Origin of the sequence: Acidithiobacillus sp. AMEEHan, assembly GCF_030996345.1 — a bacterium.
In the GTDB taxonomy this organism is placed as follows: Bacteria; Pseudomonadota; Gammaproteobacteria; order Acidithiobacillales; family Acidithiobacillaceae; genus Igneacidithiobacillus.
The window spans coordinates 1,410,128-1,437,043 of sequence record NZ_CP118747.1; the positions used below are offsets into that span (position 1 = coordinate 1,410,128).

The 26,916-nt window shown below is 60.7% G+C and carries 33 protein-coding genes; 15 read left to right on the plus strand and 18 right to left on the minus strand.

What is annotated here, in order from left to right; all coding sequences use genetic code 11:
- Position 1: 1 nt before the first annotated feature.
- The 18 genes from glgB to ORD17_RS07260 form a co-directional block, all read right to left on the minus strand.
- Entirely contained in the window at positions 2-2,188 is a 2,187-nt protein-coding gene (gene glgB, locus ORD17_RS07175; RefSeq protein WP_308387646.1) for a 1,4-alpha-glucan branching protein GlgB, read from the minus strand.
- Positions 2,189-2,248: 60 nt separating this feature from the next.
- Positions 2,249-3,073, minus strand: coding sequence for a twin-arginine translocase subunit TatC (tatC, locus tag ORD17_RS07180; protein WP_308387649.1), 825 nt, complete (start codon positions 3,071-3,073; stop codon positions 2,249-2,251).
- A gap of 57 nt (positions 3,074-3,130) precedes the next feature.
- Positions 3,131-3,523, minus strand: coding sequence for a Sec-independent protein translocase protein TatB (tatB, locus tag ORD17_RS07185; RefSeq protein ID WP_308387650.1), 393 nt, complete (start codon positions 3,521-3,523; stop codon positions 3,131-3,133).
- Between the two features lie 3 nt (positions 3,524-3,526).
- The gene (gene tatA, locus ORD17_RS07190; protein ID WP_308387652.1) at positions 3,527-3,757 is read right to left on the minus strand and encodes a Sec-independent protein translocase subunit TatA; all 231 of its coding nucleotides are present in this window, start codon (positions 3,755-3,757) and stop codon (positions 3,527-3,529) included.
- A 69-nt stretch (positions 3,758-3,826) separates the two neighbouring features.
- A complete protein-coding gene (gene hisIE / locus ORD17_RS07195) occupies positions 3,827-4,510 on the minus strand; it encodes a bifunctional phosphoribosyl-AMP cyclohydrolase/phosphoribosyl-ATP diphosphatase HisIE (protein WP_308387654.1) in 684 nt (227 codons plus the stop codon).
- 36 nt (positions 4,511-4,546) lie between these two features.
- Positions 4,547-5,308 carry an imidazole glycerol phosphate synthase subunit HisF gene (gene hisF / locus ORD17_RS07200; RefSeq protein ID WP_308387655.1) on the minus strand — a complete coding sequence of 254 codons (762 nt, stop codon included), beginning with the start codon at positions 5,306-5,308 and terminating at the stop codon, positions 4,547-4,549.
- Positions 5,298-6,038, minus strand: a complete 741-nt coding sequence (gene hisA / locus ORD17_RS07205; protein WP_308387656.1) for a 1-(5-phosphoribosyl)-5-[(5-phosphoribosylamino)methylideneamino]imidazole-4-carboxamide isomerase — start codon at positions 6,036-6,038, stop codon at positions 5,298-5,300. The genes hisF and hisA overlap by 11 nt, the downstream gene beginning before the upstream one ends.
- Before the next feature lie 16 nt (positions 6,039-6,054).
- Complete coding sequence (gene hisH, locus ORD17_RS07210; RefSeq protein WP_308387657.1) at positions 6,055-6,726, minus strand: imidazole glycerol phosphate synthase subunit HisH; 672 nt, start codon at positions 6,724-6,726, stop codon at positions 6,055-6,057.
- Positions 6,723-7,319 carry an imidazoleglycerol-phosphate dehydratase HisB gene (gene hisB / locus ORD17_RS07215; protein ID WP_308387658.1) on the minus strand — a complete coding sequence of 199 codons (597 nt, stop codon included), beginning with the start codon at positions 7,317-7,319 and terminating at the stop codon, positions 6,723-6,725. The genes hisH and hisB overlap by 4 nt, the downstream gene beginning before the upstream one ends.
- Positions 7,316-8,386: a histidinol-phosphate transaminase gene (gene hisC / locus ORD17_RS07220; protein WP_308387659.1), complete on the minus strand. Its 1,071-nt coding sequence runs from the start codon at positions 8,384-8,386 to the stop codon at positions 7,316-7,318. The genes hisB and hisC overlap by 4 nt, the downstream gene beginning before the upstream one ends.
- A complete protein-coding gene (gene hisD, locus ORD17_RS07225) occupies positions 8,383-9,681 on the minus strand; it encodes a histidinol dehydrogenase (protein ID WP_308387660.1) in 1,299 nt (432 codons plus the stop codon). The genes hisC and hisD overlap by 4 nt, the downstream gene beginning before the upstream one ends.
- Positions 9,678-10,325 carry an ATP phosphoribosyltransferase gene (hisG, locus tag ORD17_RS07230; protein WP_308387661.1) on the minus strand — a complete coding sequence of 216 codons (648 nt, stop codon included), beginning with the start codon at positions 10,323-10,325 and terminating at the stop codon, positions 9,678-9,680. Before hisG ends, hisD begins: the two co-directional genes overlap by 4 nt.
- Positions 10,322-11,596, minus strand: a complete 1,275-nt coding sequence (gene murA / locus ORD17_RS07235) for a UDP-N-acetylglucosamine 1-carboxyvinyltransferase (protein ID WP_308387663.1) — start codon at positions 11,594-11,596, stop codon at positions 10,322-10,324. The genes hisG and murA overlap by 4 nt, the downstream gene beginning before the upstream one ends.
- A gap of 9 nt (positions 11,597-11,605) precedes the next feature.
- Positions 11,606-11,926 carry a Grx4 family monothiol glutaredoxin gene (gene grxD / locus ORD17_RS07240; RefSeq protein WP_308387664.1) on the minus strand — a complete coding sequence of 107 codons (321 nt, stop codon included), beginning with the start codon at positions 11,924-11,926 and terminating at the stop codon, positions 11,606-11,608.
- 29 nt (positions 11,927-11,955) lie between these two features.
- On the minus strand, positions 11,956-12,198 hold the full coding sequence (locus ORD17_RS07245) for a BolA/IbaG family iron-sulfur metabolism protein (protein WP_308387665.1): 243 nt from the start codon (positions 12,196-12,198) through the stop codon (positions 11,956-11,958).
- Between the two features lie 43 nt (positions 12,199-12,241).
- Positions 12,242-13,078, minus strand: coding sequence for an ABC transporter permease (locus ORD17_RS07250; RefSeq protein ID WP_308387666.1), 837 nt, complete (start codon positions 13,076-13,078; stop codon positions 12,242-12,244).
- A gap of 1 nt (position 13,079) precedes the next feature.
- Complete coding sequence (locus tag ORD17_RS07255; protein WP_308387667.1) at positions 13,080-14,486, minus strand: peptidylprolyl isomerase; 1,407 nt, start codon at positions 14,484-14,486, stop codon at positions 13,080-13,082.
- Positions 14,486-16,627 (minus strand): LPS assembly protein LptD, encoded by a 2,142-nt coding sequence (locus ORD17_RS07260; protein ID WP_308387668.1) that lies wholly within the window; start codon positions 16,625-16,627, stop codon positions 14,486-14,488. Before ORD17_RS07260 ends, ORD17_RS07255 begins: the two co-directional genes overlap by 1 nt.
- Before the next feature lie 53 nt (positions 16,628-16,680).
- On the opposite strand from ORD17_RS07260, the gene ORD17_RS07265 reads away from it, so the two are divergent.
- The 15 genes from ORD17_RS07265 (at position 16,681) to ORD17_RS07335 (ending at position 26,884) form a co-directional block, all read left to right on the plus strand.
- The gene (locus ORD17_RS07265; protein WP_308387669.1) at positions 16,681-17,682 is read left to right on the plus strand and encodes a phosphotransferase; all 1,002 of its coding nucleotides are present in this window, start codon (positions 16,681-16,683) and stop codon (positions 17,680-17,682) included.
- Positions 17,667-18,329 carry a nucleotidyltransferase family protein gene (locus ORD17_RS07270; protein WP_308387670.1) on the plus strand — a complete coding sequence of 221 codons (663 nt, stop codon included), beginning with the start codon at positions 17,667-17,669 and terminating at the stop codon, positions 18,327-18,329. Before ORD17_RS07265 ends, ORD17_RS07270 begins: the two co-directional genes overlap by 16 nt.
- Positions 18,329-18,766 carry a hypothetical protein gene (locus tag ORD17_RS07275; protein ID WP_308387671.1) on the plus strand — a complete coding sequence of 146 codons (438 nt, stop codon included), beginning with the start codon at positions 18,329-18,331 and terminating at the stop codon, positions 18,764-18,766. The genes ORD17_RS07270 and ORD17_RS07275 overlap by 1 nt, the downstream gene beginning before the upstream one ends.
- A gap of 28 nt (positions 18,767-18,794) precedes the next feature.
- Positions 18,795-19,058, plus strand: a complete 264-nt coding sequence (locus ORD17_RS07280) for a hypothetical protein (protein WP_308387672.1) — start codon at positions 18,795-18,797, stop codon at positions 19,056-19,058.
- Positions 19,051-20,037, plus strand: a complete 987-nt coding sequence (locus ORD17_RS07285) for a KpsF/GutQ family sugar-phosphate isomerase (RefSeq protein ID WP_308387673.1) — start codon at positions 19,051-19,053, stop codon at positions 20,035-20,037. The genes ORD17_RS07280 and ORD17_RS07285 overlap by 8 nt, the downstream gene beginning before the upstream one ends.
- Positions 20,034-20,564, plus strand: a complete 531-nt coding sequence (locus tag ORD17_RS07290; protein ID WP_308387674.1) for an HAD hydrolase family protein — start codon at positions 20,034-20,036, stop codon at positions 20,562-20,564. The genes ORD17_RS07285 and ORD17_RS07290 overlap by 4 nt, the downstream gene beginning before the upstream one ends.
- Entirely contained in the window at positions 20,561-21,106 is a 546-nt protein-coding gene (lptC, locus tag ORD17_RS07295) for an LPS export ABC transporter periplasmic protein LptC (RefSeq protein ID WP_308387675.1), read from the plus strand. The genes ORD17_RS07290 and lptC overlap by 4 nt, the downstream gene beginning before the upstream one ends.
- Entirely contained in the window at positions 21,096-21,599 is a 504-nt protein-coding gene (gene lptA / locus ORD17_RS07300) for a lipopolysaccharide transport periplasmic protein LptA (protein ID WP_308387676.1), read from the plus strand. Before lptC ends, lptA begins: the two co-directional genes overlap by 11 nt.
- Positions 21,596-22,321, plus strand: coding sequence for an LPS export ABC transporter ATP-binding protein (lptB, locus tag ORD17_RS07305; protein WP_308387678.1), 726 nt, complete (start codon positions 21,596-21,598; stop codon positions 22,319-22,321). Before lptA ends, lptB begins: the two co-directional genes overlap by 4 nt.
- A 3-nt stretch (positions 22,322-22,324) precedes the next feature.
- Positions 22,325-23,746: an RNA polymerase factor sigma-54 gene (locus ORD17_RS07310; protein ID WP_308387680.1), complete on the plus strand. Its 1,422-nt coding sequence runs from the start codon at positions 22,325-22,327 to the stop codon at positions 23,744-23,746.
- Between the two features lie 108 nt (positions 23,747-23,854).
- A complete protein-coding gene (gene hpf, locus ORD17_RS07315; RefSeq protein ID WP_308387682.1) occupies positions 23,855-24,193 on the plus strand; it encodes a ribosome hibernation-promoting factor, HPF/YfiA family in 339 nt (112 codons plus the stop codon).
- A gap of 2 nt (positions 24,194-24,195) precedes the next feature.
- A complete protein-coding gene (locus ORD17_RS07320; protein WP_308387683.1) occupies positions 24,196-24,636 on the plus strand; it encodes a PTS sugar transporter subunit IIA in 441 nt (146 codons plus the stop codon).
- A 54-nt stretch (positions 24,637-24,690) separates the two neighbouring features.
- Positions 24,691-25,608: an HPr(Ser) kinase/phosphatase gene (gene hprK, locus ORD17_RS07325; RefSeq protein WP_308387684.1), complete on the plus strand. Its 918-nt coding sequence runs from the start codon at positions 24,691-24,693 to the stop codon at positions 25,606-25,608.
- Entirely contained in the window at positions 25,605-26,504 is a 900-nt protein-coding gene (rapZ, locus tag ORD17_RS07330) for an RNase adapter RapZ (RefSeq protein ID WP_308387685.1), read from the plus strand. The genes hprK and rapZ overlap by 4 nt, the downstream gene beginning before the upstream one ends.
- Complete coding sequence (locus tag ORD17_RS07335) at positions 26,501-26,884, plus strand: hypothetical protein (RefSeq protein WP_308387686.1); 384 nt, start codon at positions 26,501-26,503, stop codon at positions 26,882-26,884. The genes rapZ and ORD17_RS07335 overlap by 4 nt, the downstream gene beginning before the upstream one ends.
- The last annotated feature ends 32 nt before the right edge of the window (positions 26,885-26,916 follow it).

Genomic DNA, 26,916 nt, shown 5'->3' on the forward strand with positions numbered 1-26,916 from the left:
TTCAGTCACTCCAGCGCAGGTAGATCGCCGCCAGCGGTGGCAGGGTCAGCGACAGGCTGGCCGGCAGACCGGACCAGGACACTGCCTCGCTGGGTCGGGCGGGGTTACCGACATTGCTACCTCGGTAGACAGCAGCGTCACTGTTGAAGATTTCCCGGTAGGTTCCGGCGCGGGGCACGCCAATGCGATACTGTTCGCGTGGCACGGGCGTAAAGTTGCAGACGACGACCACAAAATCGCCGTGGCGATCCCAGCGCAAAAAGCTCAGCACCGACTGTCCAGAGTCGTGGCAATCGATCCACTGAAACCCTTCGTGCTGAAAGTCCTGTTCATGCAAGGCGGCGATGTCTTGATGCAGTCGATTCAGATCGCGAAACATCTGCCGTAAGCCGCGGTGCCAATCGACATCCAATAGTCCCCAGTCCAAGGCAGAACCGCTATCCCATTCCCGTCCCTGGCCGAATTCGTTGCCCATGAAATTGAGTTTCTTGCCGGGATGGGCGAACTGGTAGCTGAACAGCAGGCGCAGATTGGCGAAACGCTGCCAGGTGTCTCCGGGCATCTTGTCGAGAAGGGAGCCTTTGCCATGCACCACTTCGTCGTGGGAGAGCGGCAGGACAAAGTTCTCCGTGTAGGCATAGAGCTGGCTGAAGGTCAGGGCATCGTGATGATACTGCCGATGGATGGGGTCGAGTTGCAGATAGCTCAGGGTGTCGTGCATCCAGCCCATGTTCCATTTCATGGAAAATCCCAGGCCGCCAAGATAGGTGGGTCGAGAGACCATGGGCCAGGCGGTGGATTCTTCGGCAATGCTCAGGATTCCCGGATGCCGTTCGTGTAGGGCGACGTGCAGTTCGCGCAGAAAATCGATCGCCTCCAGATTTTCCCGCCCGCCATATTGGTTGGGGATCCATTCACCCTCCTTGCGGGAATAATCGCGGTAGAGCAGGGAGGCAACGGCATCGACGCGAAAGCCGTCGATGTGGAATTCTTCGGCCCAGTAAAGGGCATTGCTGAGGAGGAAATTGCGCACCTCGTTGCGCCCAAAATTGAAGATGTAGGTGCCCCAATCCTTGTGCTCGCCCTCGCGCGGGTCGGCGTGTTCGTAGAGGGCGGTGCCGTCGAAGCGTGCCAGCCCCCAGTCGTCGCGCGGAAAATGCCCGGGCACCCAATCGAGCAGGACACCGATGCCCTGCTGATGGCAATGATCGACGAAGGCGCGGAACTCGTCGGGGCTGCCAAAACGACTGGTGGGGGCAAAGTAACCGCTGACCTGATAGCCCCAGGATTCATCCAAGGGGTGCTCCATGACAGGCAGCAACTCCAGATGGGTAAAGCCCATTTCCTTGCAGTAGGCCACCAGTTCTTCGGCGAGTTCGGTGTAGCTGCAAAAGCTGTTGTCGGCACGGCGCCGCCAGGAGCCAAGATGTACCTCATAAATGCTCATGGGCGCTGCCTGCCAATCTGCCCCGGCGCGCCCTTGCAGCCACGCGTCGTCCTGCCACTGATGCTGTGCTTCGACTACGCGGGCAGCGGTTTCCGGGCGTAGTTCAAAGCTCTGGGCATACGGATCGGTCTTCACGAAGACGTTGCCGGATTCGCGATGACGGATCTCGAACTTGTAAAGGGCGCCCGCGCCGAGTCCTGGTAGGAAAAGCTCCCAGAGACCACTCTGGCCGCGTGCGCGCATGGGGTGTATCCGACCATCCCAGGCATTGAAATCGCCAACCACGCTGACGCGTTCGGCATTCGGCGCCCAGACGGCGAAGAGCACCCCCTCGACTCCTTCGTACTTGCGCAGATGTGCGCCCAGGCTGCGGTACGCATCCAGCCAGCGACCCTCGCCGAAGAGGTAGATGTCCATCTCGCCGAGCACCGGCTGAAAGGTGTACGGGTCATGCTGTTCGTGCCAGTTTCCCACGCCATCCTGCCAACGCAAACGGTAGGGCTGCGCCAGTCGTGTGTTCGATTCGCAGAAGAAGATCCCATCCTCGGCCACGCAATGCATGGGCCGAGCCTTACCGCGTTTGGGCAATAGCTCGGCCTGTTTGGCATGGGGCAGGTAGGCCCGTTGTACCCAACCGTTGCCCACGGGATGCTGGCCGAGGAAGGCAAAGGGATCGTGATGACGCGCAGCAAGAATGGCGTCTACGTCACTGGTGTTCATGCTCAGCATCTCGGCCACCATCGATCACCTCCCTTGGGCATCCTTCGGTGAGCATAGCACAGGGGAAAGAAAAGTCCCGCGCTAGTCGTCGCGGAAGCTATCTTCGGCAGCGTCCATGGCACGCTCGGGGTCGGTCTCTTCTGCGGGCACGCTGTCGGCCATGCGCTTCCGTCTGCGTTCGAAGTAGGCGGAAAATAACAGCCCCATTTCAAACAGCATATACATGGGGATCATCAGCAGGACCATCGACATGACATCCGGCGGACTGAGAATCGCCGCGGCAATGGCGCAGACGAGGAAGGCATAGCGTCGTCCCCGGCGCAGGGTATCGAGCTGCAGAACGCCGATCTGCACCAGCACCACCACCAGGATCGGAATTTGGAAGGCCAGCCCAAAGGCCAGGGAAAACTTGACGATCAGCGCGAGATAATTGCTGACCTTGGGCATGGCGGTGATGTCGTTGCCAGAGAAGCTGGCAAAGAAGCGAAAGGCGTTGGGAAAGACGACGAAATACGCGAAGACGATGCCCGCCACGAATAACGCGAGGGAAGTGAACAGAATCGGAAAAAATACCCGCCGTTCGTGGGTATATAGACCTGGTGCGACAAAGGCCCAGAACTGGTACAGAATCACCGGCAGGGCGAGGATGAAGCCGGAAATGAGCGATAGCTGCACGTAGGTCAGAAAGACCTCGGGCAAGCTGGTGTAAATCAGGTGGCTGCCTTTGGGCAGGACCGAGATCAATGGCTGGGCAAGAATGCCATAGATCTGCTGGGCGAAGGGATAGGAGACAAGAAAACCCACGAAGAGCGCGATGACCGCAAAGAGGACTCTGCGACGTAGCTCCAAGAGATGGCCGATGAAGGTATTTTCTGCGGACCCGCTCAGTTTGTCTGCACTCGCCATGAAATTCCAGGAGCTATCAGGGTGTCGGCAGGGGTGGCACTACCCCGGAGTAGTTCATCAGTGCAGCGTTTGATCCTGGGGGCGGGAGGGGCTGCTGCTCGGGGGCGGCAGTGTGACTTCCGGCTCGCCTCCTGATCCGCTGGAACCAAGCTGTGTCCCCGTCTCGATGGGATTCCCTTCGGCCAACAGAGGCTCCTCGATACTCGCCTTGAATTTCTCCACTTCCTGCAGTGGCTCATTGGCAAAGCCTTTGAGTTTCTCTGCCTCTTTCCGCATCTCGTCGAGCAGCAACTGTTGTTCCACTTCTGAGCGCACGTTATTCACCGTGCGCCGGAAGTAGCCCACCCATTTCCCCGCAGTACGCGCCAACTCGGGCAATTTTTCCGGCCCGACTACCAATAAGGCAATGACCGCGAGGAGGGCGAGTTCGCCAAAGCTGAAATCAAACATGGCTTAGCTGCGGTGAATGCTTTCCTGTTCGGTCTTCGGGCTGACTTCGGCTTCAATGGTATGCCCGATGGCAGCCTCTTTTTCCTTCTTTTCCTCTTCTTCCTTGACCGCGGAGCGGAAGCCCTTGATGGCCGAGCCCAGATCGGAGCCGACGTTACGCAGCTTGGCGGTGCCAAAGAGGGCCACCACGATCAACAGGATGATAATCAAATGCCAAATACTGAAAGCGCCCATGTGAATCTCCTTCCCTTACGGGATGATGCGCCAATGCACTCCTGACCATAGTCAAGAAGGATAACAGCGTCAAGCCGACTTGCGAGATGCCTTTTCGACCAATCCGGACAATCCCTCGCGGCGTTGCAACTCGCCCAATACGTCATCGATATGCAAGTCTCGTTCCTCCAGCGCCACCATGAGGTGGAAGAGCAAGTCTGCGGCCTCGGCAAGCACCGGTTGCGTCTCGGGATTCTTGCAGGCGATCAGAAACTCTGTGGCCTCCTCTCCCACTTTCTTGAGGATCCGATCACGGCCGCCTTGGAGCAATTTGGCCACATAGGACTGTGCCGGGTCGGCCTGCCGTCGTTGCTGGATGACCGCCTGGAGATCATCGAGAACGCTGCCACCCGGAGGCACGGAATCTTCCCAGTTCTGCTCTCCAGCCGCGTGGAAAAAGCAGGTGTCGGCGCCGGTATGGCAGGCGGGGCCCTCCTGCAGCACACGTAAGAGCAAAGTGTCGCCATCACAGTCCAGGTGAACGCTTTGTAAATGCTGCACATGCCCAGAACTTTCGCCCTTGCGCCAGAGGGCTTGACGCGAGCGCGACCAGTAAATGCCCCGACGTTCCGCCAGACTCAGGCGCAGGGCCTCGGCATTCATCCACGCCAGCATCAATACCTGTCCACTCCGTGCATCCTGAGCAATCGCCGGAACCAGGCCCTGCGCATTCCAGTGCACCGCAGCGAGCAGCTTGTCGTACTGACTATCCATGTTTTTCTCTACGCAAACGGGCGGCCTGCGGATGCATCAGGCATCCAGACGCATAGGAATGCCCTGCAGCGCCAGGGCACTTTTCACTTCCGCGATGCGGAATTGGCCAAAATGGAAGACACTGGCGGCCAGGACGGCATCGGCATGGCCCTGCACGATGCCAGCGGCGAAATCTTCGAGCTTGCCCACTCCACCCGAGGCGATGACCGGCACGGGCACGGCATCAGCCACGGCGCGGGTCAGTTCGATGTCAAAGCCTTTCCCGGTGCCATCGCGATCCATGCTGGTCAGGAGAATCTCGCCAGCGCCGAGGGCGGCCATACGCTGTGCCCAGGCCACGGCATCCAGACCCGTGGCCCGGCGGCCACCATGGGTAAATACCTCCCAGTGCTCGCCACTACGGCGCGCATCGATAGCCACCACGATGCAGGAATTGCCGAAGCGCTGCGCCGCTTGCTGCACCAGCTCAGGCTTGGCGACCGCTGCGCTGTTGATGCTGACCTTGTCGGCCCCGGCCAGAAGCAGGGTGCGGACGTCTTCCACGCTGCGCACGCCACCACCCACCGTCAGGGGAATGAAGACCTCGGCGGCCACCGCTGCGACTACATCGGCCATGGTCTGCCGCCCTTCATGGCTAGCCGAGATGTCGAGAAAGGTGAGCTCGTCGGCACCCTCGGCATTATAGCGGGCGGCGGTTTCCACCGGATCGCCGGCATCGCGCAGGGAGAGAAACTGCACCCCTTTGACTACCCGCCCCTGGTCGATGTCGAGGCAGGGAATGATGCGCTTACTGAGCATCGCGTTCGTCCAGACGGCGTTGCGCTGCGGCAAAATCGAGGGTGCCTTCGTAGATGGCGCGACCGCTGATGGCACCTAGGATCCCGTCTTCTTCGTGGGCCTGCAAGGCCAGCACTTGCTCCAGGTTGGCGATGCCCCCGGAGGCGATTACCGGTATTGGAATGCTGCGGGCCAGGGCAACTGTGGCGTCGATGTTGGGACCGCTGAGCATGCCATCGCGACTGATGTCGGTGTAGATGATGGCTTCTACGCCATCGTTGGCAAAGTGCTGCGCCAGATCGATGGGATCGTGTCGAGAGAGCTTGGACCAACCCTCCGTGGCCACCTTGCCATCGCGGGCATCGATGCCGACGATGATATGTCCGGGGAAGGCCAGCGTCGCCTCGGCAACAAAGCCCGGCGCCTTGACCGCCTGGGTACCGATAATGACGAAATTCACCCCAGCGAGAATGTAGCGTTCGATTTGCTCGTCGGTGCGGATGCCCCCACCCACCTGAATTTCCAGGTCGGGGAAAGTGCGGCAGATTTCCCCGATGATCTCGGCATGCACCGGTTCCCCACTGACCGCACCGTCGAGATCGACAATGTGCAGGCGCCGCGCCCCGGCCTCCACCCAGCGCCGGGCGGTGGCCAGAGGATCCTTAGAAAAGGTGGTACCGTCATCCATGCGCCCTTGCCGCAGTCGCACGCAATGCCCCTCCTTGAGGTCGATGGCGGGTATCAACAACATGCTCTTTTCTCCATGTTCACGCAATCTCGCAGCCGTTGCCGCAATCGCCAGACCATTCCAGAAAATTGCCCAGCAAGCGTAGGCCCGCACTGCCACTCTTTTCCGGATGGCACTGCAGGGCAAAGAGGTTGTCGGCAGCAATCGCCGCACAGAAAGGAAAGCCGTAGTCGGCAAAGGCGGCGAGCAGATCGGGATGTGCCGGCTCGACATAGAAGGAATGCACGAAATAGAAATGAGCATCCTGCGGGACGCCGGCAAAGAGGGGATGCGCTACGAGCTGGTGGAGCTGATTCCAGCCCATATGTGGCACCTTCAGGGGCTGTCCTTGCGGAGTGTGCAGCGCCTCTTCAGGAAAGGGCAAGACCCGGCCTGGCAAAATACCCAGCCCGGCGTGTTCGCCATGCTCGACGCTGGATTCCATCAACGCCTGCATACCCAGACAGATGCCGAGAAAGGGACGATTCTGCGCCGCAACGCGAAGAAACTCATCCAGTTCGCGTTCCTGCAGGGCCGCCATGCAATCGCCAAAGGCGCCGACGCCGGGGAAAATCAGGCGATCGCAGGCGGCCAGCTCGGCGGGTTTGGCGCTGATCACTGCCTTGCCCCCCAGATGCTCGATCGCCTTGGCTACGGAATACAGGTTGCCCATGCCATAGTCAACGATGCCAACGGAACTGCGATAACTCATCGATTCAGTGTCCCTTTGGTGCTGGGGATGCTGCTGCCAGCCCGTGGATCCGCGCTGACCGCCATGCGTAGCGCTCGGCCACAAGCCTTGAAGAGGGTCTCGGCAATGTGGTGGGCGTTGTTACCACGCAGGGCATCGAGATGCAGGGTGACCTGAGCATGATTGACGAAGCCCTGGAAGAATTCGTGCAGCAGATCGACGTCGAAAGTACCGATCTGCGCCCGCGGGAACTCGACCGCGTAGACCAGGCCGGGTCGCCCGGATAGATCTACCACTACCCGCGATAGTGCCTCGTCGAGGGGAACATAGGCATGGCCGTAGCGGGTCAGTCCAGCCTTGTCGCCCACGGCCCGGGCAAAGGCCTGACCGAGAGTTATGCCGATATCCTCGACGGTGTGGTGGGCGTCGATCTCGAGATCGCCCTGGGCCTCGATCTCGAGGTCGAAGAGACCGTGGCGGGCAATCTGGTGCAGCATGTGTTCGAGAAAGGGCAGACCGGTTCGCAGCTGCACCTGGCCGCTACCGTCCAGCTCCAGCCGCACGCTGATCTGGGTTTCGAGGGTATCACGACGGACGTCCGCAACGCGACTCATAGCAACTCTTCCAAGGCAGCAAGAAAGGCGCGATTTTCGGCAGGTGTACCGATGCTCACGCGCAAATAGTCACCGAGGCGAGGATGTCCTGTAAAGGCCTTGATGAGTATCCCGGCCCTTTTCAGTCCAGCGTGGATGGCAGCGGCACGACCGGGTAGGGCAAAGAGCAGGAAATTGGCGCGGCTGGGCCAGACTCGCACCCCCAGTTCTTGCAAGCGTTGGAGGACGACTTCCCGCTGAGCGCGGATCTCCGCCGCTTGCAAAGCCAATACCTCGGCGTGCTGTAGAGCGAAAGCGATGCTCTTTTGGGTGAGGATGTTGATGTTGTAGGGCAAACGTAGCTTGTCGAGTTCCTGAATCCAGGCACTTGGTCCGGCCAGATAGCCGAGGCGTAGCCCCGCTAGGCCCTCCTTGGAGAGGGTCCGCAGCAGCAGGAGATTCGGCCAGCGTCCCAACTGCCCGGCAAAGCTCTCCTCGCTGAAGGCATGATAGGCCTCATCGATTACCACCAGACCGGGTGCAGCGGCGCAGATCGCCTCCAGACTTTCCACCGGGTGCATCTGACCGCTGGGATTGTTGGGCCAGTCAAGGAAAACGATGGCTGGGTTGCAGCGCTCCATCTCCGCCAGAAAGGCGGGAAGATCCAACTGAAAATTATCATCCAGAGGCACGGAATGGTAGGCCAGACCCTGCTGTTCGGCGATGACACGATACATGACGAAGCACGGATCGACCGCCAGGATCGGTCGTCCGGCACCCGCCACCGCAGTAATCAGGATCTGGATCAGTTCGTCGGAACCGTTGCCGAGCATGAGCTCCATGCCGGCGGGGATGCCGCCGTGCTGGGCGAGAGCATCCAGCAATGCCGTGGGGCGCGGCGTGGGATAACGGTTGAGCTCGGCCTCACGCAGCTTTTCCAGCCAAGCACTGCGCAGACTGTCGGGCAATCCATAGGGATTTTCCATGGCATCGAGCTTGATCAAGCCCGCGCTCTCGGCAACCGCATAGGCGTGGCTGGCCAACACGGCTGGGCGTAGAAGTTCCTGCTGTAGGGTCTTGCCGCTCATTGCCCGCCAGACACCCGTGCCGCAGCCGAACGCGCATGGGCCGTCAACCCCTCGGCCTCCGCCAACGTCTTGGCAAGCCTCCCCAACTGGGCCGCTCCCGCAGGACTGGCTTCGATCAAGCTGCTACGCTTGATGAAGTCATAGACCCCGAGAGGCGAGGAGAATCGCGCACTACCGCCGGTGGGCAGCACGTGATTGGGTCCGGCCACGTAGTCCCCGAGGGCTTCGCAGGTGTGGATACCGAGAAAGATCGCACCGGCATTGTGTATCTGCGGCAACAGGGCACGCGGTTCCTGCACGGCAAGCTCGAGATGCTCTGGTGCCACCTGATTGGCCAAAGCGCAGGCCTCGACGGCATCACGGGCGAGGATGAGGGCACCGCGATTGGCCCAGCTTTCGCGGGCGATGGGAGCACGGTCGAGTTCCGTCAGGGCCTTGTCGACGGCACTGGCAACCGCCTCCAAGTGGGTGGCGTCCCAAGTGATGAAGATGCTCTGGGCAATTTCGTCATGCTCGGCTTGGGAGAGTAGGTCCCAGGCGAGCCATTCGGCGGGCGCCGAGCCGTCGCTGAGGACGAGGATTTCGCTCGGGCCGGCGATCATGTCGATGCCGACCTTGCCAAAGACCATGCGTTTGGCGGTGGCGACATAGATGTTGCCCGGGCCGACGATCTTGTCGACCGCTGGCACTGACTCGGTACCGTAGGCCAGGGCAGCGACGGCCTGGGCGCCACCGACGCGAAAGACGCGATCGACACCCGCAACAGCGGCGGCAGCCAAGACCCAGGGATTGACCTCGCCGTTGGGAGTAGGCACGGTCATGATGATCTCTTCAACCCCCGCCACGTTGGCGGGCAAGGCATTCATCAGTACCGAACTGGGGTAGGCGGCCTTGCCACCCGGAACATAGATCCCCACCCGCTGCAGGGGCAGGACCCGCTGCCCGAGGCGATTACCGGCAGCATCGGTGATTTCCCAGCTCTGCACGAGCTGCTGTTGGTGATAATCCCGAATCCGTTCAGCGGCGGCTTCCAGGGCACTGCGACCTTGCGCAGGCAGGCTGGCAAGAGCCTTTTCGCAGTCGCGCAAGGGGACTTCCAGAGCAGAGCTGTCGGCTAGCACCAAGCGATCGAAACGGGCGCCGTATTCGAGCAGGGCAGCGTCGCCGCGCGTGCGCACGGCATGCAGGATCTCGCGCACGCGCTCTTCCACCTGCAGGTCCCCGCTCGCTTCCCAGCCGTGCAGGGCAGAAAAAGCGGCAGCAAAATCTTCTTGTCGGGTGTCGAGACGCTTCATTGCCCTATCTCCGCTTCTAGTTTGCGAATCAGATCCTCAATGGCTTTTCCCTTGCGTTTCATCGCTGCCGGGTTGACCACCAGCCGGCTGGAAATGGGCATGATCTCCTCGACCTCGACGAGACCATTTTCCCGCAGAGTGCGTCCAGTGGAGACCAGGTCAACGATGCGGTCCGCGAGCCCAACCAAGGGCGCCAACTCCATGCTGCCGTAGAGCTTGATGATTTCCGTCTGAATGCCGCGCGCCTGAAAGAAGCGCCTGGTGATTTTTGGGTATTTGGTGGCGATTCGGACACGCTCCCAGCTTTCCGGCCGGTCAGCGGCAGCGAGGGCAGCGGGCTCTGCGACCGACATACGGCAGACACCAATGCGCAGGTCGAGGGGCTCGTAGAGGGCGAGGTTTTCCTGCTCGAGGAGCACGTCCTTGCCGGCAATGCCCAGGTCCGCAGCCCCCCAACTGACATAGGTGGGCACGTCACTGGCGCGGATCACGAGAAAGCGCACCTGCGGGTCGGTGCTGGGCAGGATCAGCTTACGCGACTTGTCGGGGTCTTCGGCCAGCTCGATACCGGCGGCGGCAAAGAGGGGAATGCTTTCTTCGAGAATGCGCCCCTTGGACAGGGCAATGGTCAAAATGTCGTTCATGCCGCCTTTCCGCTTCGATTTCGTACTCGTCGAATATCTGCCCCGAGGGCGCTCAGCTTTTCTTCGATGACCTCATAGCCGCGATCCAGATGGTAGATGCGGTCAATGAGGGTCTCGCCTTCGGCAACCAGGCCGGCCAGCACCAGACAAGCCGAGGCGCGCAGATCGGTGGCCATGACCGGCGCTCCCTGCAGGCGGGGTACACCGCGTACGACCGCCGTTTTGCCGTCGCTGTCGATACGCGCCCCCAGACGCTGCAGTTCGGAGACGTGCATGAAGCGATTTTCGAAGATCGTTTCGGTGATCTTTGCGCTCCCTTCGGCGATGGCATCCAGGGCCATGAACTGCGCCTGCATGTCGGTCGGAAAGGCGGGATAGGGCGCGGTGCGAATGTCCACGGCCCGTGCTCGCTGCTGCATGCGCAGACGAATGCCATCGCCGTCCTCGCGGAGCTCCGCTCCCGCCTCGCGCAGCTTGGCCAGGACGCTGTCGAGCAGACGTGGATCGGTGCGCCGCAAAAAAATGTCGCCCCCAGTCATGGCCGCTGCAACCAGGTAGGTACCAGTTTCGATGCGGTCGGGGAGGATCTGATGCTCGCAGCCATGCAGGGAATCCACCCCCTCCACCTCGATCACCGAGGTGCCGGCGCCGCGGATTTTGGCGCCCATGGCATTGAGCATGCGCGCCAGATCCACCACTTCCGGCTCGCGCGCGGCATTTTCGATGCGCGTATGTCCTTCCGCCAGGGTCGCCGCCATGAGCAGATTTTCGGTACCGGTGACGGACACCATCTCCATGACGATGGACGCACCGCGCAGGCGCGCAGCCTTGGCCTTGACGAAGCCATCTTCCAGACGAATTTCGGCGCCGAGGGCCTGCAGACCGTTGAGATGCACAGTGACCGGACGACTGCCGATGGCGCAGCCGCCGGGCAGACTGACTTCTGCGCTGCCGTGGCGAGCGAGTAACGGCCCAAGGACCAGGATCGAGGCGCGCATGGTCTTCACCAATTCATAGGGCGCAACCAAAGAGTGGACACTGCGGGGATCGATTTCCACCCCCAACTGTTCATCCACCAGTACCCGTGCGCCCAAACAACTCAGAAGCTCGAGCGTGGTGGTGACGTCGCGTAGGTGCGGAATATTGCGCAGGACAACCGGCTCCCGCGCCAGAAGGCTCGCTGCCAGGCAAGGTAGGGCAGCATTTTTGGCCCCCGAGATCCGCAGCTCGCCACGCAGGGGGCCGTTACCACGCAGGAGCAGTTTGTCCACGATGTTGCGTCAGCCCTGCGCTTTACTGACCAATTTCTGCAGTTCGCCCTGCTGGAAAAGGTCCGCCATGATATCGGAGCCGCCTACGAATTCGCCATTGATATAGAGCTGCGGGATGGTCGGCCAGTTGGAGAATTTCTTGATGCCGTCGCGAATCTGCGGGTCGGCGAGCACGTCGACGGTGAAGAGCTCTTTCACGCCCGCCTGCTGCAGGAGCTGCACTGCGCGGGCGGAGAAGCCACATTGCGGCGCCCGCGGATTACCCTTCATGTAGAGGGTGATGGGGTGCTTGGTTACCTGATCCCGGATGATGTCTTGAATGTCGGCCATGACTGTACCTCGAATGGGAAGGAAAAAAGTTAGGAACGAGCCGTAGCTTCGTCCGGGCTCAAAGTGCGTAGCTGCAAGGCGTGGATTTCTTCGCGCATGCGGTCGCCCAGGCAGGCGTACACCAGCTGGTGCCGTTTGACGAGGCTCTGGCCCTGAAACTGCTCGGCGATGACAACGGCCTCGAAATGGGCGCCATCGTCACCGAATACTTGCACCTGAGCGCCGGGAAGACCGGACTCGATGAGGGAACGGATCGTATTTGCTTGCATCATCGTTTCATCTTACCTGAAATTGTCGTGTCTGTGATCCCGTTGCTCAGGGACGCAGCTTGTAACCGCTGGCCAACAGGCGCCAGGCCACCGTCGAGCTGAGCAGAAAAAAGATCAGAGCGACGGCGAGGGAAGTCCAGACCGAGACGTCCGCATCGCTGAAGAACCCATAACGGAAACCATCGACGATGTAGAGGAAAGGATTGACCATAGACAGGTGACGCCAGGTCCCCGGCAACGACTGCACGGAATAGAACACTCCGGCGAGAAAGGTCAACGGCATGATCAGGAAGTTTTGAAAGCCGGCGATCTGGTCGAATTTTTCTGCCCAGAGTCCGGCGACGATACCCAGCGCACCCATTCCTCCCGCACCGAGAACGGTAAACAGCAAGATCCACACCGGATGTTGCAAGGGCAAGCGCAGGAATAGCAGAGCCAGCAGCAAGATGGCCAAACCCACGGCAATGCCGCGGACAATGGATGCTGCGGTCATCGCCAGAAAGATCTCTGTTGGGCGCAGGGGACTCAGCAGAAGAAAAATGATGTTGCCCGTCACTTTGGCCTGAATCAGGCTGGAAGAGCTGTTGGCAAAGGCATTCTGCAGCACCGACATCATCATCAGGCCGGGAACGATGAAGGCGATGTAGGAGACCCCGGGATAAATGTGGATATGTCCGCCCAGGGCATGGCCGAAAACCAGCAGATACAGCAGGGTAGTGACCAGGGGCGCGGCAATCGTTTGCAACCAGACGCGGGCGAAGCGCAATACCTCTTTGCGAAACAGGGTCCAGGCAGGTGTCCAGGCGATGGCGGGTAAAAACCTGTGCCCCAGGAGCGACTCTGGACTCTGTTGTGGCTTTCCAGTCGAAATGGAGCTATTCATCTCAGGCGTTGCGCAGGCGCAGATCCGGGTCGAGAATTTCGACATAGGCGCCATCGCGAATGCGCCGCTGCCACTCCTCCATACGCTCGCGTACCGTACGGTTGAAAAGCTGCATGCGGGCGACAGATTCCAGCTGCGCATCACTCAGGGCAGCCTCGCGATGGCCTTGCGACTGCACGATATAGATGGCGTCGCCGATCTGGATGGGGGCACTCACGTTGCCCACCGGCAAGCTCATCAGTGCGCGTTCCAGCTCGTCGGGCAGACTTCCCGGTGCTACCCAGCCCAATTCGCCGCCATTGGCTGCCGTGGCACGATCCTGACTGTAGCGTCGGGCCAGCTCGCTGAAATTCACCCCGGATTGCAGGCTGGTCTCGATGTCCTTGGCCTGGGACTGTGCCTCCTGCTCCTGGATACCCTTGCCGGCGTGCAACAAGATCATCGCCGCCTTGACCTCAGTCACCGATGGCTCTTGATGCTTGACATTGAGGAGCTTGAAAATGTGGTAACCGGTGGCGCTGGGGATCACCGGGCTGATATCGCCGGGTTGCAGTTTGAGCAGAGCCTGCGTGACAGCGCTGGGCAGCTCGGCGGCCTTGATCCAGCCCAGGCGACCGCCCTGCAGAGCGTCGCGGGCAGCGCTGACCTCGGTGGCCAGACGGGTGAAGCTGGCGCCATCAACCAATTGCTGGTGCACCTGCTCGATATCCCGGCGCACCTGACTCACGGCATCTGGGCTGGGGTCGCCAGGCAAGGGTAGGAATATCTGCTGCAATTCAAAACTCACTCCCGCAGTTTGTTTGAGCTGGCGGGCAAAGGTCTGGATCTCATCCTTGCCGAGGTGCACCCGCGCCTCTACTTCCTGCTGCTGTAGACGATCCACCAGGATCCGCTCACGGAGATTGTCCTCGAATTCCGACCAGGACTGCCCTTGCTGGTTCAGTGCTTCGCGCAGCTGGTCCGCGGTCAGATTGTTGCTGTGGGCGATATTGGCAATGGCCTGGTCCAGCGTGGCCTGATCGACGTTGATGTCCATGCGTTTGGCCATCTGCACCTCGATGTCCTGCAGGATCATCTGTTGCAGTACCTGACGGCGCAGGATCGCCTCCGGTGGCAACTGGCCGGGATCCTGTTGCTGTAGTTGTGCCTTGATGGCGCTGACCTTCTGGTCGAGTTGTAGTGAAGTGATGATTTGATCATTTACCACCGCCACTACCTTGTTGAGGGTGTCGAGGTTCTGCGGCAGGGGTGCGGCCTGCGGTACCTCCGTGGAGCGGGCGGAAAAGACTCGCGACTGCGGCGGTGGTGCAGCCAGGAGTGTCTCGCGGTTGACGAAAGGGGTTGCGGCCCAGGCAGAGCAACTGCTAGCCAAAGCAGCGAGGAAAAGGGCAGAGCGGTATCGGGACATCAGAACTCCATGCTGGCGCCGGGCACATATTGATCGAGGAAACCGTTGGAACTGTTGCCAATGCTGGTCAAACCGCGCAACACGATTTCCAGGTAGACGGCGTTGTTCGTCTGTCCCCCCAGTAGAATCTGGTGAAACATCATCAGTTGAGCCGTCCAGCAGCCGCCATCATAGCCGATCCCGAGCAACTGCTCCAAGGGTTTGTCATCCTGCACATCATATTGATAGGCACCGAGGACGCGCCATCGTTTACCGATGGGTAGAGCTGCAGAGACGCCCGCCTGATCGACGTAGTTGCGCGTGTAACGGTAATCAAGATTGAGCACCGTACCGTTGTGGGCCAACCATTGCGCGCGAAAATCCATGCGCTCGAAACGCTGCCAGTTGGAGTCGGTTTCGGAACTGGCGAGGAAATTGAGATTGGCCAGGGGGGCGTACTGGGCCTGCCAGAAATAATTGGACCGACTGTTTTGCGCCACGATATTGCCGGCAAGGTCGATCTGCTGACGGTTAAAGTAGTGGATCTGACCGATGGCGGCGCTCCAGACTTCCCGTCCATTCGGGTTGTAGCCCGATCCTTCCAGGCCATAGGCCAACTGGTTGGCGGCATTGATGCGATCGCTCCCATCGAATAGGGAGTTGTCGGTGAATATCGAGTCGTAGTTCTGGAAGGGCAGGCTGGAATCGAAGTTCGGGATCTGGTCCTGTGCCTGCAGAGGAATGAAAAGGTATTTGAACATGGGATGCAGGACAATACTGCTGCCGTCCTTGGCATCGCGAACAAAGTTGAGACCGCCGCGCAGGCTCAGAGCCGGCAGGCTGCGGTTGCTCACGCGGGCATAGGGACCATTGCGCTGGATCTGGTAATGACTGAAATAGAGCCGCGCCTGCGGTTCCAGGTAGCCCCAAGCGCGACTCCATTTCCAACCGACAGTGGGTGTGAGGTCGAGGCGCTGGCCGATGGGACCGGTGCTAGCATAGAAGTAATTGAAGTTGCTGCGCCAGTCGAAATAGCCGGTTTTGCCCAGGCGCCAATAGCCATTGGCGTAAACATAGGGTAATTGCGCGTAGGGCGCGGCGCCGCCCTGCAGCAGCTCCTGATAGCCCTGCACCATGACACCTGCCTGCAGATGGCGATTGCCATAGCTGATGGCGCCGGTGGAGGTCAGATACGGCGCATTGCCGACCCCGCCGATGTAACCGCCGTTGAAGCCGGTAACCCCGGAGAGATCGGCGAGAAAATTCCGATAGCTGACACGATTGTAATTGACCGAGAGCGCAAAACCATCTCCCAGATTTTGCTGGTGCTGCCAGGATACGGCCCAGACATTGCTGCCGGTGAGCTTGTCGTGGGGCAGCAAAGCGAGGAGCAACTGTCCACTATAGTCGGGTTCCAGATAGCGGAACTGGTTTTGTACCAGTATCCCGCGCTTGGTCAGTCCCTCTACGGTCAGGGTATCATCGAGATTGCTGGCGATGTCGAAATAGTAGGGGATACCCAGGGTAAAACCATTGATGGTGGAACTGCCAATGGTCGGTGGCAGAAAACCAGAATGGCGCTGCAGCGGAAAACTGAAATAGGGCAGCCAGAGGACGGGCAGACCATAGACATTCAAGGTGCTGTTGTAGGTGCTGATGTATTGGTCGCTCTGGTTGAGGTCCAGCTGCTGACTGTAGATCTGCCAGGCCGGGACCTGCCCGTGGCAGGTGGTGTAGCAGGCTTCGTTGAGGCGGTAGTGATCCTTGCCAAGTTCCTGCCCGCTGCTCGCCTGCCCATGGCCATCCTGACTCGGCAGCAGGAAACGCGGATGGAGAACGATACCCTGATTGCTGTGGATCTTCAGGGTTGCCTCCGGTGCATTGGTGACGATTCCCGGGCTCACCAGGTGCACCTGCCCCTTGGCGATGATTTCGTCCTTCTTCTCGTCGTAATGCGCCTGATGGGCATAGAGGCGGCGATCGCCGTAGAGCACCTCGACATTGCCCGTGGCCGTCCATTGGCCACTGCCCAGGCCCTGGATCTGGTCGGCGTAGAGGGTTACCGGCCCATCCTGCGCCCAGGCCGGAGAGACAAAGATGCAGAACGCCGCAGCCGCGCAGGTCAGGGACCAGCGCCGCGGGCGTGAGCGGCCTACGGCCATCGAGCATGTCCCAGGGCTAGGCATAGGCGCGTAAAATCGCACAGAATGCGCGTATGTCGCAATCTCCCAATGCTCTGCCCCAGCTCAGTGCTGCCGCCGAACGCTTCTTGCGCGCCCATGGCGTTGAGCCGGGCACCCTGCAGTCGATCCCTGGCGACGCCAGCGCACGCGGCTACTGGCGGGCACCCGCAGGGCGGGTTCTGGCACAAGTGCCCCACGCCGACGAGCTGCTGCCCTTCCTGCGTGTGCAGCATCGTTTTGCCGAGGTGGACTTGCCCGTGCCGCGCATCTTTGCAGTCTCTCTCCAGCACCGTCTCCTACTGCAGGAGGATGTGGGTTTCCGTGACCTCAAGAGCGCGCTGGATGCGGGTGAGTCGCCGGATGCCCTCATGGCCAGGGTATTCCCCCTGCTGCTGGGCTTGGCGGTGGCAGCGCAAGAGCGGATCTTCCGTCCGCCCTTGCCCGCCTACGACAGCGAACTGCTAAGCCGGGAATTGTCGCTCTTCTCCGACTGGTATCTGCGCCGGCATCTCGGGGTTTGCTTGTCGAACGCCGAACAGGTACAGCTGAGCTCCCTGTTTCGCCAGCTGACGAGCGCCGCCTGCCAGCAACCCAGAATCTGGGTGCACCGCGATTTCCATGCGCGCAATCTACTGCTGCGGCCGAATGCTACGCTGGTGATGATCGATTTTCAGGACGCCGTGCTCGGGCCGTATACCTACGATCTCGCCTCTCTGCTCTGGGATCGTTACTGGGACTGGGGGCGTGCACGGCGCACTGGCTGGATCGAGCGGTATCGCTGCCTGCTGCAGCGCCACGGATTGGTCGTCCCGGATGCCGAGGCATTTCGCGTGCAGGTAGAGGTTTTGGCCCTGCAGCGCAATCTGAAAATCCTGGGGATTTTTTGCCGTCTCGCCTACCGGGACGGAAAAACGGAGTATCTCCAGTTTCTGCCGCGCTTTTGGGCCTATGTGGAAGACCTGCTTGCTGGGCAGGACGCCTGGCGGTGCTTCGTGCCCTTGTTCCAGAGTTGGTCTCCATGCGGCAGGCCGTGATCCTCGCCGCGGGGCGGGGGGAGCGCCTGCGCCCGCGCACCGACTTTCTCCCCAAGCCGCTGTTGAGCGTTGCAGGGCGCCCGCTCATCGTCCGCCACTTGGATCATCTGGCCGCCGCCGGAGTGGAACGGGTCTTCATCAATCTCTCGCACTTGGGAGCCCTGTTGCCTCGCTTCCTGGGCCATCAGTGGCAAGGCATGTCGCTGGAATATAGCGACGAAACGGCGCAGCGCCTGGAAACCGGGGGAGCACTGGTGGCCCTGCGTGAGCGTTTGGAAAATGCCCCGTTTCTTCTGCTCAATGGCGACATTTGCACGGAGCATCCCCTGGCGGAGTTGCTGGCCGGCGATCCGGGCCTGGTTCTGGTGGACAACCCCGCGCACCATCCCCAGGGCGATTTTGCCGTAGAACGAGGACGCGTGACAGCGCCCGCTGCGGGGTTGCCGACCTATACCTATACTGGTCTTGCCCTTCTCGACGCTGCCTGGCTGGCGAATTTTGCCAGCGGCCGAGCGCCACTGGCACCGTGGCTGCGGCAATGGGTGGCGATGGATCTTCTCCGTGCGTATCTTCAGCAAGGGTATTGGTGTGATGTAGGTACGCCGGAGCGCTTGCAGGCCGCCCGCCTGCACTGTGGAGGAACGTAGTGGTCTTTGATGAAGCGGAAGTTGCCATCTGGGTGCACCCCAGTGCTGCCCAGGTGCAAGAGTGGCGCGAGCACTGGTTGGCGTTGATGGATCTGGCGTTGTGGGGCGAACTGAAGAGCAGCAAGATTGGCGCCCTGGGTAAGCTGCGGCGGCGCATCCTGGAGTGTGGCGAAAAATTGCGCTCCTACAGCGCTGATCGTTCCTGGATTCCGCACCCGCGTGAGCAGATCAAGAACTGTCTGAGCAGTGGCCTGCAGTTGCGGGAGAGTCTGGAAAAGGTCTCGGAACAGTTGGAACAAATGGAAGCCGGGGCGGCACTCGTGCCTTTGCACAGCTTGTGGGATAATCTGGCCGGAAATTTGCTTGCCGATCTCCAGCAGCGTGAGGAGCGGCTGGTAGCGCTTCTGAATGCACAGTACGGGGAAGAGATCGAGTGAGAGATGTGGTTCACGGGTTTGCGCGTCGATGAAGATCATTTATGGGCTCATTTTTCTTGGGGCTATCGCCCTGTTCGTTTTGCTGTTTTGGGCCGATCGCCCGCAGATCCTCAGTGGTAGCCCGAAGAGTGGGTCGGTGGCCTGGTATCGTCAGCATCCGCGAGAGCTGGCAGCCGTCAATCTGAAATGTTGGAAACTCTTGCAGCAGAGCAGCTTTGCCGACGTCGACAAGGTGATGGCGGCCCATCCCGAGTGTCGGGTTGCCTATGAAGCGAGTCGCGCCAATGACTGAAACGACCGTCGCCAGCGAGCTCCTGCTGCGTACCGGCCGTGACACTCTGCGTCTGGAGCGGGAGGCGCTGGAGGCCCTGGAAGCGCGCCTCGACGATGCCTTCGTCGCCGCCTGCCGTCTGCTGCTCGCCTGTCCGGGCCGCATTGTCGTCAGCGGTATGGGCAAATCCGGGATCATTGGCAAGAAGATCGCTGCGACTCTGGCCAGTACGGGGAGTCCCGCCCTCTTTCTCCATCCTGCCGAAGGCAGTCATGGCGACCTTGGCATGCTCACGGCGTCCGATCTGCTCCTCGCCTTGTCCAACTCGGGCGAAACCGCGGAGCTGCTTGCCATCCTGCCGGTGGTGAAACGCATTGGCGTGCCGCTGATCGCCCTCACGGGCAAGGCGGATTCTACCCTCGCGCGACGGGCGGACGTGCATCTGGATTGTGCCGTGGCGCGCGAGGCCTGCCCGCTGAATCTGGCACCCACCGCCTCGACCACTGCCAGTCTCGCGATGGGGGATGCCTTGGCTATGGCCCTGCTCAGTGCGCGGGGGTTCTCCGCGGATGATTTTGCTCTTTCTCATCCCGGTGGCGCCCTGGGACGGCGTCTATTGCTGCGGGTGGAAGACCTGATGCGCCGGGGCGAGCAGTTGCCGCGGGTCCGGCTCTCTACCCCGGTACACGAAGCGATCCTGGAGATGAGTGGCAAAGGCATGGGCATGACGACGGTAGTCGATGACGAGGATCGCCTTTTGGGCATCTTCACCGATGGTGACTTGCGCCGTGCCTTCAGCGAGCAACAGGACCTCTGGGGTCGTCCTATGGCCGATTTCTATCGTCCCAAGCCGCTATGTATCAGCGCCGACGCCTTGGCGGCAGAGGCTATGGCGCGGATGGATGCGGAACGGGTGGCGGTATTGCTGGTCGTCGATGACGAGGATCGCTTGGCGGGCGCCATCAGTATGCATGATCTATTACATGCGGGGGTCGCATGATGGATTTCAGCGAACGCTGTGCGCGGGTGCGTCTGCTGGTGCTGGATGTCGATGGGGTGCTCACTGATGGCCGTCTGCTTTTCGATGCAGAAGGGCGGGAAAGCAAAAGCTTTCATGTGCGCGATGGGCATGGCATCCGCCTCCTACAGGATTGCGGGATCGAGGTGGCCCTGATCACCGCGCGCTATTCCCAGGCCCTCGCCCATCGTGCCCGTGATCTCGGCATCCAGCGCGTGTACCAGGGGAGTGTCGACAAGATCGTTGCCTACACCGAACTGCTCTTCGCCACCCAAAGGGAAGAGGAAGAAGTCGCTTACATGGGCGATGATCTGATCGATCTCGGTATCCTCGGCCGCGTGGGGCTTGCCACGGCGCCCGCTGATGCGCACCCCGAAGTCCTGGTGCGCGCGCACTGGGTCGCGCAACGCCCAGGTGGCATGGGCGCAGTGCGCGAACTGAGCGAGGAAATCCTGCGTGCCCAGGGGCATTGGGGCGGCATCGTGGCGCGCGCGCTGGGTCAGGTATGAACCTGCGCCTGCCCGGACTCCTGCTTCTCGCCCTGCTGGGCGCAGGACTGTTGTGGCTGACCTGGCCAAAGCAACCCATTCCGTTCGTTGCCGTGGATTGGCATGGTGGCATCCGACGCGGCGATCAGGCCGCAAGCGATGTCGTCCTGCGCGAGTATGACGCGCAGGGACAACTGCAATTACTTGCCCATGCACAGGATGCCTACCATCTGCCCGAGGGCAATCAGACTTTTCTCAACGGTCTTTCGGTGGAGCGCTTCCGCCGTCAGGGGAACCTTGCCCTGCAGGCCGAGCATGGCCTTCTGCGTAACGGCGATCAGGAGCTTTTGGCCTGGGGACAGGTGCTTGCGACTTTGGCGTCCGATAATACCCTGCGTACGCAAAGATTGCGTTATGACCCCAAGAGCGGCGTGATCGAGACCCAGGATCCGGTCTTTCTAGTGCACGGGCGTAGTACCCTGCAAGGGGTAGGGCTATGGGCGTCGGTAAAAACGGAGCAGTTCCGCTTGTTGCATCAGGTGCGAGGAACCTATGTACCGTAAATGTTGCTTCCTTCTTCTGTCTTGTCTTGTTCCGCTTTCGGTCAGCGCGGCGAACGCGCCGGATGCGGGACTCGGCAAGGGGCCCATCCACATTTCCGCTGACCAGTTGCAAGGCCAGAACAAACCCGTGCAGGAGGCCATTTACAGCGGTGATGTGGTCATGCAGCAAGGGGATCTCGTCATCCACGCGGCACAGCTCACCATCCACGCCGCCGCCGGTAAGGTAGAGAAAGCGGTAGCCACCGGCAGTCCGGTGAGTTTCACCATGTCCAGTGCCGAGCGCCATGGCTATGGCCAGCAGCTGACCTATGAACCCGGCAGCGGCCGCATCATCCTCAGCGGCGACGCCCACCTTTGGCAGGGGAAAAACGAGGTCAGCGGGAATCAGGTCATCTATCTTTTGCAGAGCCAACAGACGGCGGTGACGGCAAGTCCTGGCCAGCGGGTGCGCTCGGTCTTCTATCCAGCCAAGAGGGGTGGCGCCAAGCCATGACGTCCGAGCTGCGCGCGGAATCCTTGGTCAAACGCTTTCGCCGACGCACCGTGGTGCGCGGGGTGTCGGTGGAGGTGAAGGCCGGCGAGGTGGTGGGTCTCTTGGGACCGAATGGCGCCGGCAAGACCACCACGTTCTATATGATGGTAGGCTTGATCCGCCCCGACAGTGGCCGGATCTACCTCAGTGGCCAGGATATCAGCAAACTCCCCATGCATCAGCGCGCACGACTGGGGCTTGGTTATCTTCCCCAGGAGCCTTCAGTATTCCGTCAGCTCAGCGCCGCCGACAATGTCCTGGCAGTGCTCGAACAGTTGCCTCTCAGCAGCGAAGAACGGCAGGCGCGTCTGGAGCAGCTGCTCGCCGAACTGCATCTGCAAAATCTGCGCAACACCCGCGGACAAAGCCTCTCGGGAGGTGAGCGGCGGCGGGTGGAAATCGCCCGCACCCTGGCCATGAGCCCGCGCTTCGTCCTGCTCGATGAACCCTTCGCCGGCATCGATCCCATCTCGGTGATCGAGATTCAGCAGTTGATTTCCGGCCTGAGTGAGCGCGGTATTGGCGTCCTCATCACCGATCACAACGTGCGTGAAACCTTGGGTATTTGCCAGCGCGCCTATATCCTGCATGATGGTCAGGTGCTGGCCTCGGGCGGCCCGCAAGACCTCATCGACAACCCTGCGGTGCGCGAAGTCTATTTAGGAGAGCAGTTCAAGATCTGAATCATGAAACAAGGACTCGAACTCAAACTCGGCCAACATCTGGCCATGACTCCACAATTGCAGCAGGCGATTCGCCTTCTGCAATTGTCGACCCTGGACCTGCAGCAGGAAGTGCAGATGATGCTCGACAGCAACCCGCTCCTCGATGAAGAGGAAGGCGTGGAGCTGGCGGCGAGCGATGCTTCATCTCCAGCGCCGGAGGAGCGTCAGCTCGATCTCGCGGCGGAGACCAGCCTGCCCGAGGAGCTGCCTGTCGACAGCCAGTGGGAAGATGTGTTCGATATGGGCAGCAGCGCCTCCGGAAGCGCGACGGCCAATGAGGAGGATCTGCCCGATTTCGAGGCGCGCAACAGCCGCGAACAAAGCCTGCAGGACTACCTTCGCTGGCAGGCTGACCTCACCTTTTTCCAGAGTGATGATCGCAATCTGGCCGAGTTGATCATCGATGCCATCGACGATACCGGCTATCTGGGGGCGGAATTGACTGAGTTGGCGGAGACCTCTGGTCGACCTGTGGCGGAGCTGGAAGCGATTCTGCGACAGATCCAGGATTTTGATCCGCCAGGGATCGCTGCCCGCAGTCTGGCAGAGTGCCTCTCCTTGCAGTTGCAGCAGATCGAGGAAGAAGATGATGCCCTGCTGCTCGCCCGCCGCATCGTCGATGAGCAGCTCGAGCTTTTGGCCAAGCATGACTATGTCCGTCTGGCGCAGGCTCTGGATGCGCGCGAGGAGGATTTGCGCGCTGCCGTCGCCCTGATTGCTGCCCTCAATCCCAAACCCGGCAGCGAAATTGGTGCCGGAGCCTCGGAATATGTCATTCCCGATGTCATCGTGCGTTGGGTAGGCAAACGGCTGCGAGTGGAACTGAACGCCGAGGCGATGCCGCGGCTGCGCATCAATCGTCATTACGCTGACCTGTCCGGTGGCAAGGACGCCGCGCACCGATACATCCAGGATCAGCTCAATGAGGCGCGCTGGTTCATCAAAAGTCTGCAAAGCCGGCAAGAAACCATCCTGAGGGTAGCTACGGCGATCGTTGAACAGCAGAAGGACTTTTTCCTGCACGGACCGGAGGCAATGCGTCCCATGGTTCTGCGCGATATTGCCGAGGCTGTGGAGATGCATGAATCGACGATCTCCCGGGTGACCAATCAAAAGTTCATGACCACCCCGCGCGGCTTGTTCGAATTCAAATATTTTTTCTCCAGTCATGTCGGTACGGATCAGGGTGGGGCGGCATCTGCCACCGCCATCCGCGCCGTCATTCTCAAAATGGTTCAGGCGGAGGATAGTCGGCATCCTCTCAGCGATGCGGAAATCGCCAAGATACTTGCCGAGCAGGGCATCCAGATTGCCCGTCGTACGGTCGCCAAGTACCGCGAGGCCGCCAACATCCCGCCAGCCGGCCAGCGCCGCCGCCTGTAGATAGCGCCTCTGCCCGCTTTTGTAATGGAGTCCAAGGCGCTACACTGACAAAGGAGCGGTAAAGCAGTGACGGACTCCCAAAACGGAAACGAAAGCTAGGAGCTTGCCATGCAAATACACATCACCGGGCAACACCTGGACCTCACCGAGGCCATCAAGAACCGCGTGCACGAAAAACTCGGACGCCTTGACCACTATTTCGATCGCGTCATCGATGGACGGGTCGTGTTGAAGTTTCTCGCCCACGAGAAACTCTCCAGCGTGGCGGAGATTACGGTCAGTGCTCCCGGACACGATTTTCACGCCGAGGCGCGCGATGCCGACATGTACGCCGCCATCGACCAACTGGCCGACAAGATCGACGGTCAGGTGCGTCAGTACAAGGAAAGGCTGCAGCGCCACCGGAGCAGTCCGGTAGCCGCAGTCCTTGCCACAGAAAGCGAATGACCATGGCTGCTTTGCCGCTCCCCGCAAAGGCTATTCTTCTCGACAGTCCAGCCGCGAGTATGACGGAGGTCCTGCAGGCCTTAGCCGAGAGGCTCAGTGAGAGCACGGGAATTGCTCGGCAAAAAATTTATGATGCCCTGATGGACCGCGAGACGCAGGGTTCGACGGCACTGGGCTTTGGGGTGGCGGTGCCACACGCGCGTCTGCCGGATCTCGCCAGTGCTGCGGTCGCCGCGTTGCGCAGTCGTAGGGCAGTGGAATTTGCCGCGCCCGATGCGGCAGGCGTGCGTATCTTTGTGGCCGTGCTGGTACCCGCTGGAGAAGCCATGGAGCACCTAGAGATACTTTCCCACATCGCAGCGCGTCTAACGCAGGAAACCGCGCGGCAGCAGCTTGCCGAAGTCCAGGATGTGGATGCCTTTCGCGCCCTGCTAGTCGCCTGAGGCGTCCCAGTCGTCGGTGGCGATGCTCTCGCCGTTTGCATAGGGTAGGCCGATATGGAGCGCAGCGTAAGTTTTTCCCAGATGGCTTCCGATCTGGCCGCCGAACTTGGCTGGACGATCCTGCACGCGGCCGCGCAAACAGTGCTGCGAGTCGACCCGCAGCATAGTAGTGATGGTGCGGCGCTGGTGGGTTTTCTCAGTTTCATTCGCTCGCACCCGGTGCAGATCTTGGGGCAGGCAGAACTGGACTACCTGCAGAGTCATCCCGAGCAGATCTATCTGGTGAGGACATTGCGCGTCCTCATTCTTACGGAAGGGGTACAGCCAGCGTCGGATTGGCTGGCGAGCTTGATGGACCAAGGCGTGGGTATCCTCGTCTCGGCGCTTCCTGCGCGGCGAATCTTGGTGCGTGTGCAGCAATATCTGCAACGCGAGTTGGCGCCGCGCTGTCTGCTGCACGGGGTGTTGGTTGACGTGCTCGGGGTGGGGATCCTCCTTCAGGGGGAGGCCGGAATCGGCAAGTCCGAGCTGGCCCTGGAGCTGGTGAGTCGCCATCACCGCCTCATCGCCGACGACAGTGTGCTGTGCATTCGCGAAGCGCCGGGGGTGATCACCGGCCATTGTCCCGCGGCCCTGCAGGGTTTCATGGAGGTGCGTGGGCTGGGGATCATCAATATCCGCCACCTCTTTGGTGCCGCCTCCGTGATCGATTCCAAGCGTCTGCGCTTGGTGGTCGAGATTCGTGACATGACGGAAATGGAACTGGCCGACGTCGATCGTTTGCAGGGCCAGGTGGACTACTGGGATATCCTCGGAGTGCCCTTTCCACGCCTGCGTTTGCCGGTCAGTGCTGCACGCAATCTGGCGGTACTGGTAGAAGCGGCGGCACGAGCGCAGTACCTGCGAGAGGCCGGAATGGATATGGTGGCGCTTTTCGATCAACAAACCCGCGCTGTGGGCCACAATTTATGAGCGGCGCTGGTGATTTTGTCATCATTACGGGTCTGTCCGGTTCCGGTAAGACGACTGTCTTGCAGGCGCTCGAGGACCTTGGCTATTTCTGTGTCGACAATCTGCCTGCCACCCTCCTGGGTTCCTTGTTGCAGGAATTGACGCACCACCAGCTGGCTCCCCTGCGTGTTGCCGTGAGTATCGATGTGCGCAATCGCACCTTTCTCGACGCACTGCCCGAAGCATTACAGCAGATACCGCAGGAATGCGGCCTGCAACCGCGCATACTCTTTCTCGATGCGGATGAAGAAACGCTGTTACGCCGGTACAGCGAGACTCGCCGCCGCCATCCCCTCAGTGACCAGGCAGAGATAGCACCGGGCGCCGCACTGCATCAGGTGTTATCGCGTGAGCGCGTCCTGCTGGCTCCTTTGGCACGCCTTGCCGACCGTGTGCTGGATACCTCGCAGGTGCACAGCCACTCGTTGCGGCTACGTGTGCAGGCCTGGGCCCAGGTGGCACGGGCTCAGCGCCTGATCGTGCTGCTCCAATCTTTTGCTTTCCGCAACGGGGTACCTGCCGATTCCGATTTTGTCTTCGACCTACGCGCCTTGCCCAATCCCCATTACGAGCCCGAACTGCGGTCTTTGACCGGGCGCGACACCGCCGTGCGGGATTTCCTTGATCTTCAGGAGGCCGTACAAAGGGCGCGGAGCAGTCTGGAGGCCTTTCTGCAGGAGTGGCTTCCCCCTTTTGCCCGTGACCACCGAAACTATGTCACCATTTCCCTGGGCTGCACCGGTGGCAAACATCGTAGCGTCTATATGGTCGAATCCTTGGCGAGATCCTTTGCACGTGATGGGCAGGAGATTTTGGTCGAGCATCGCGAGCTCGATATTCAGGAGCGGTATTCTTGAGCCTGGCGCAGGTCGCTTTACTCACCCATGCCGGTTTTGGCGAGGCGCTGCTGGATGTGGTCGAGCATATCTATGGTGACCGTCCTGCGGCGGTATTTGCCCTGTCTCCCGCGGGAGACGATCTCACGTCATTACGCGCGCGCCTGCAAGAGCTGATCGATGCCGCTGGGTCGGAGCGTCCGCTGCTGATTCTCTGTGACATCCGCGGTGCCAGCCCAGCCAACGCCCTACCCGAGACTTGGGCTAACCCTTGGGTGCGGGTGGTTTATGGGTTGAATCTACCGATGTTGCTGCGTGCCCTGTCGCGGCGCGAGCACTGGGAAGGTCTGCCAGAGCTCGTCGCCGAGGGTGGTCGCGCGGCGATTCAGGGCCATCCGTAATCCGCTGTCGCACCGGTTTCTGCACTAGACTG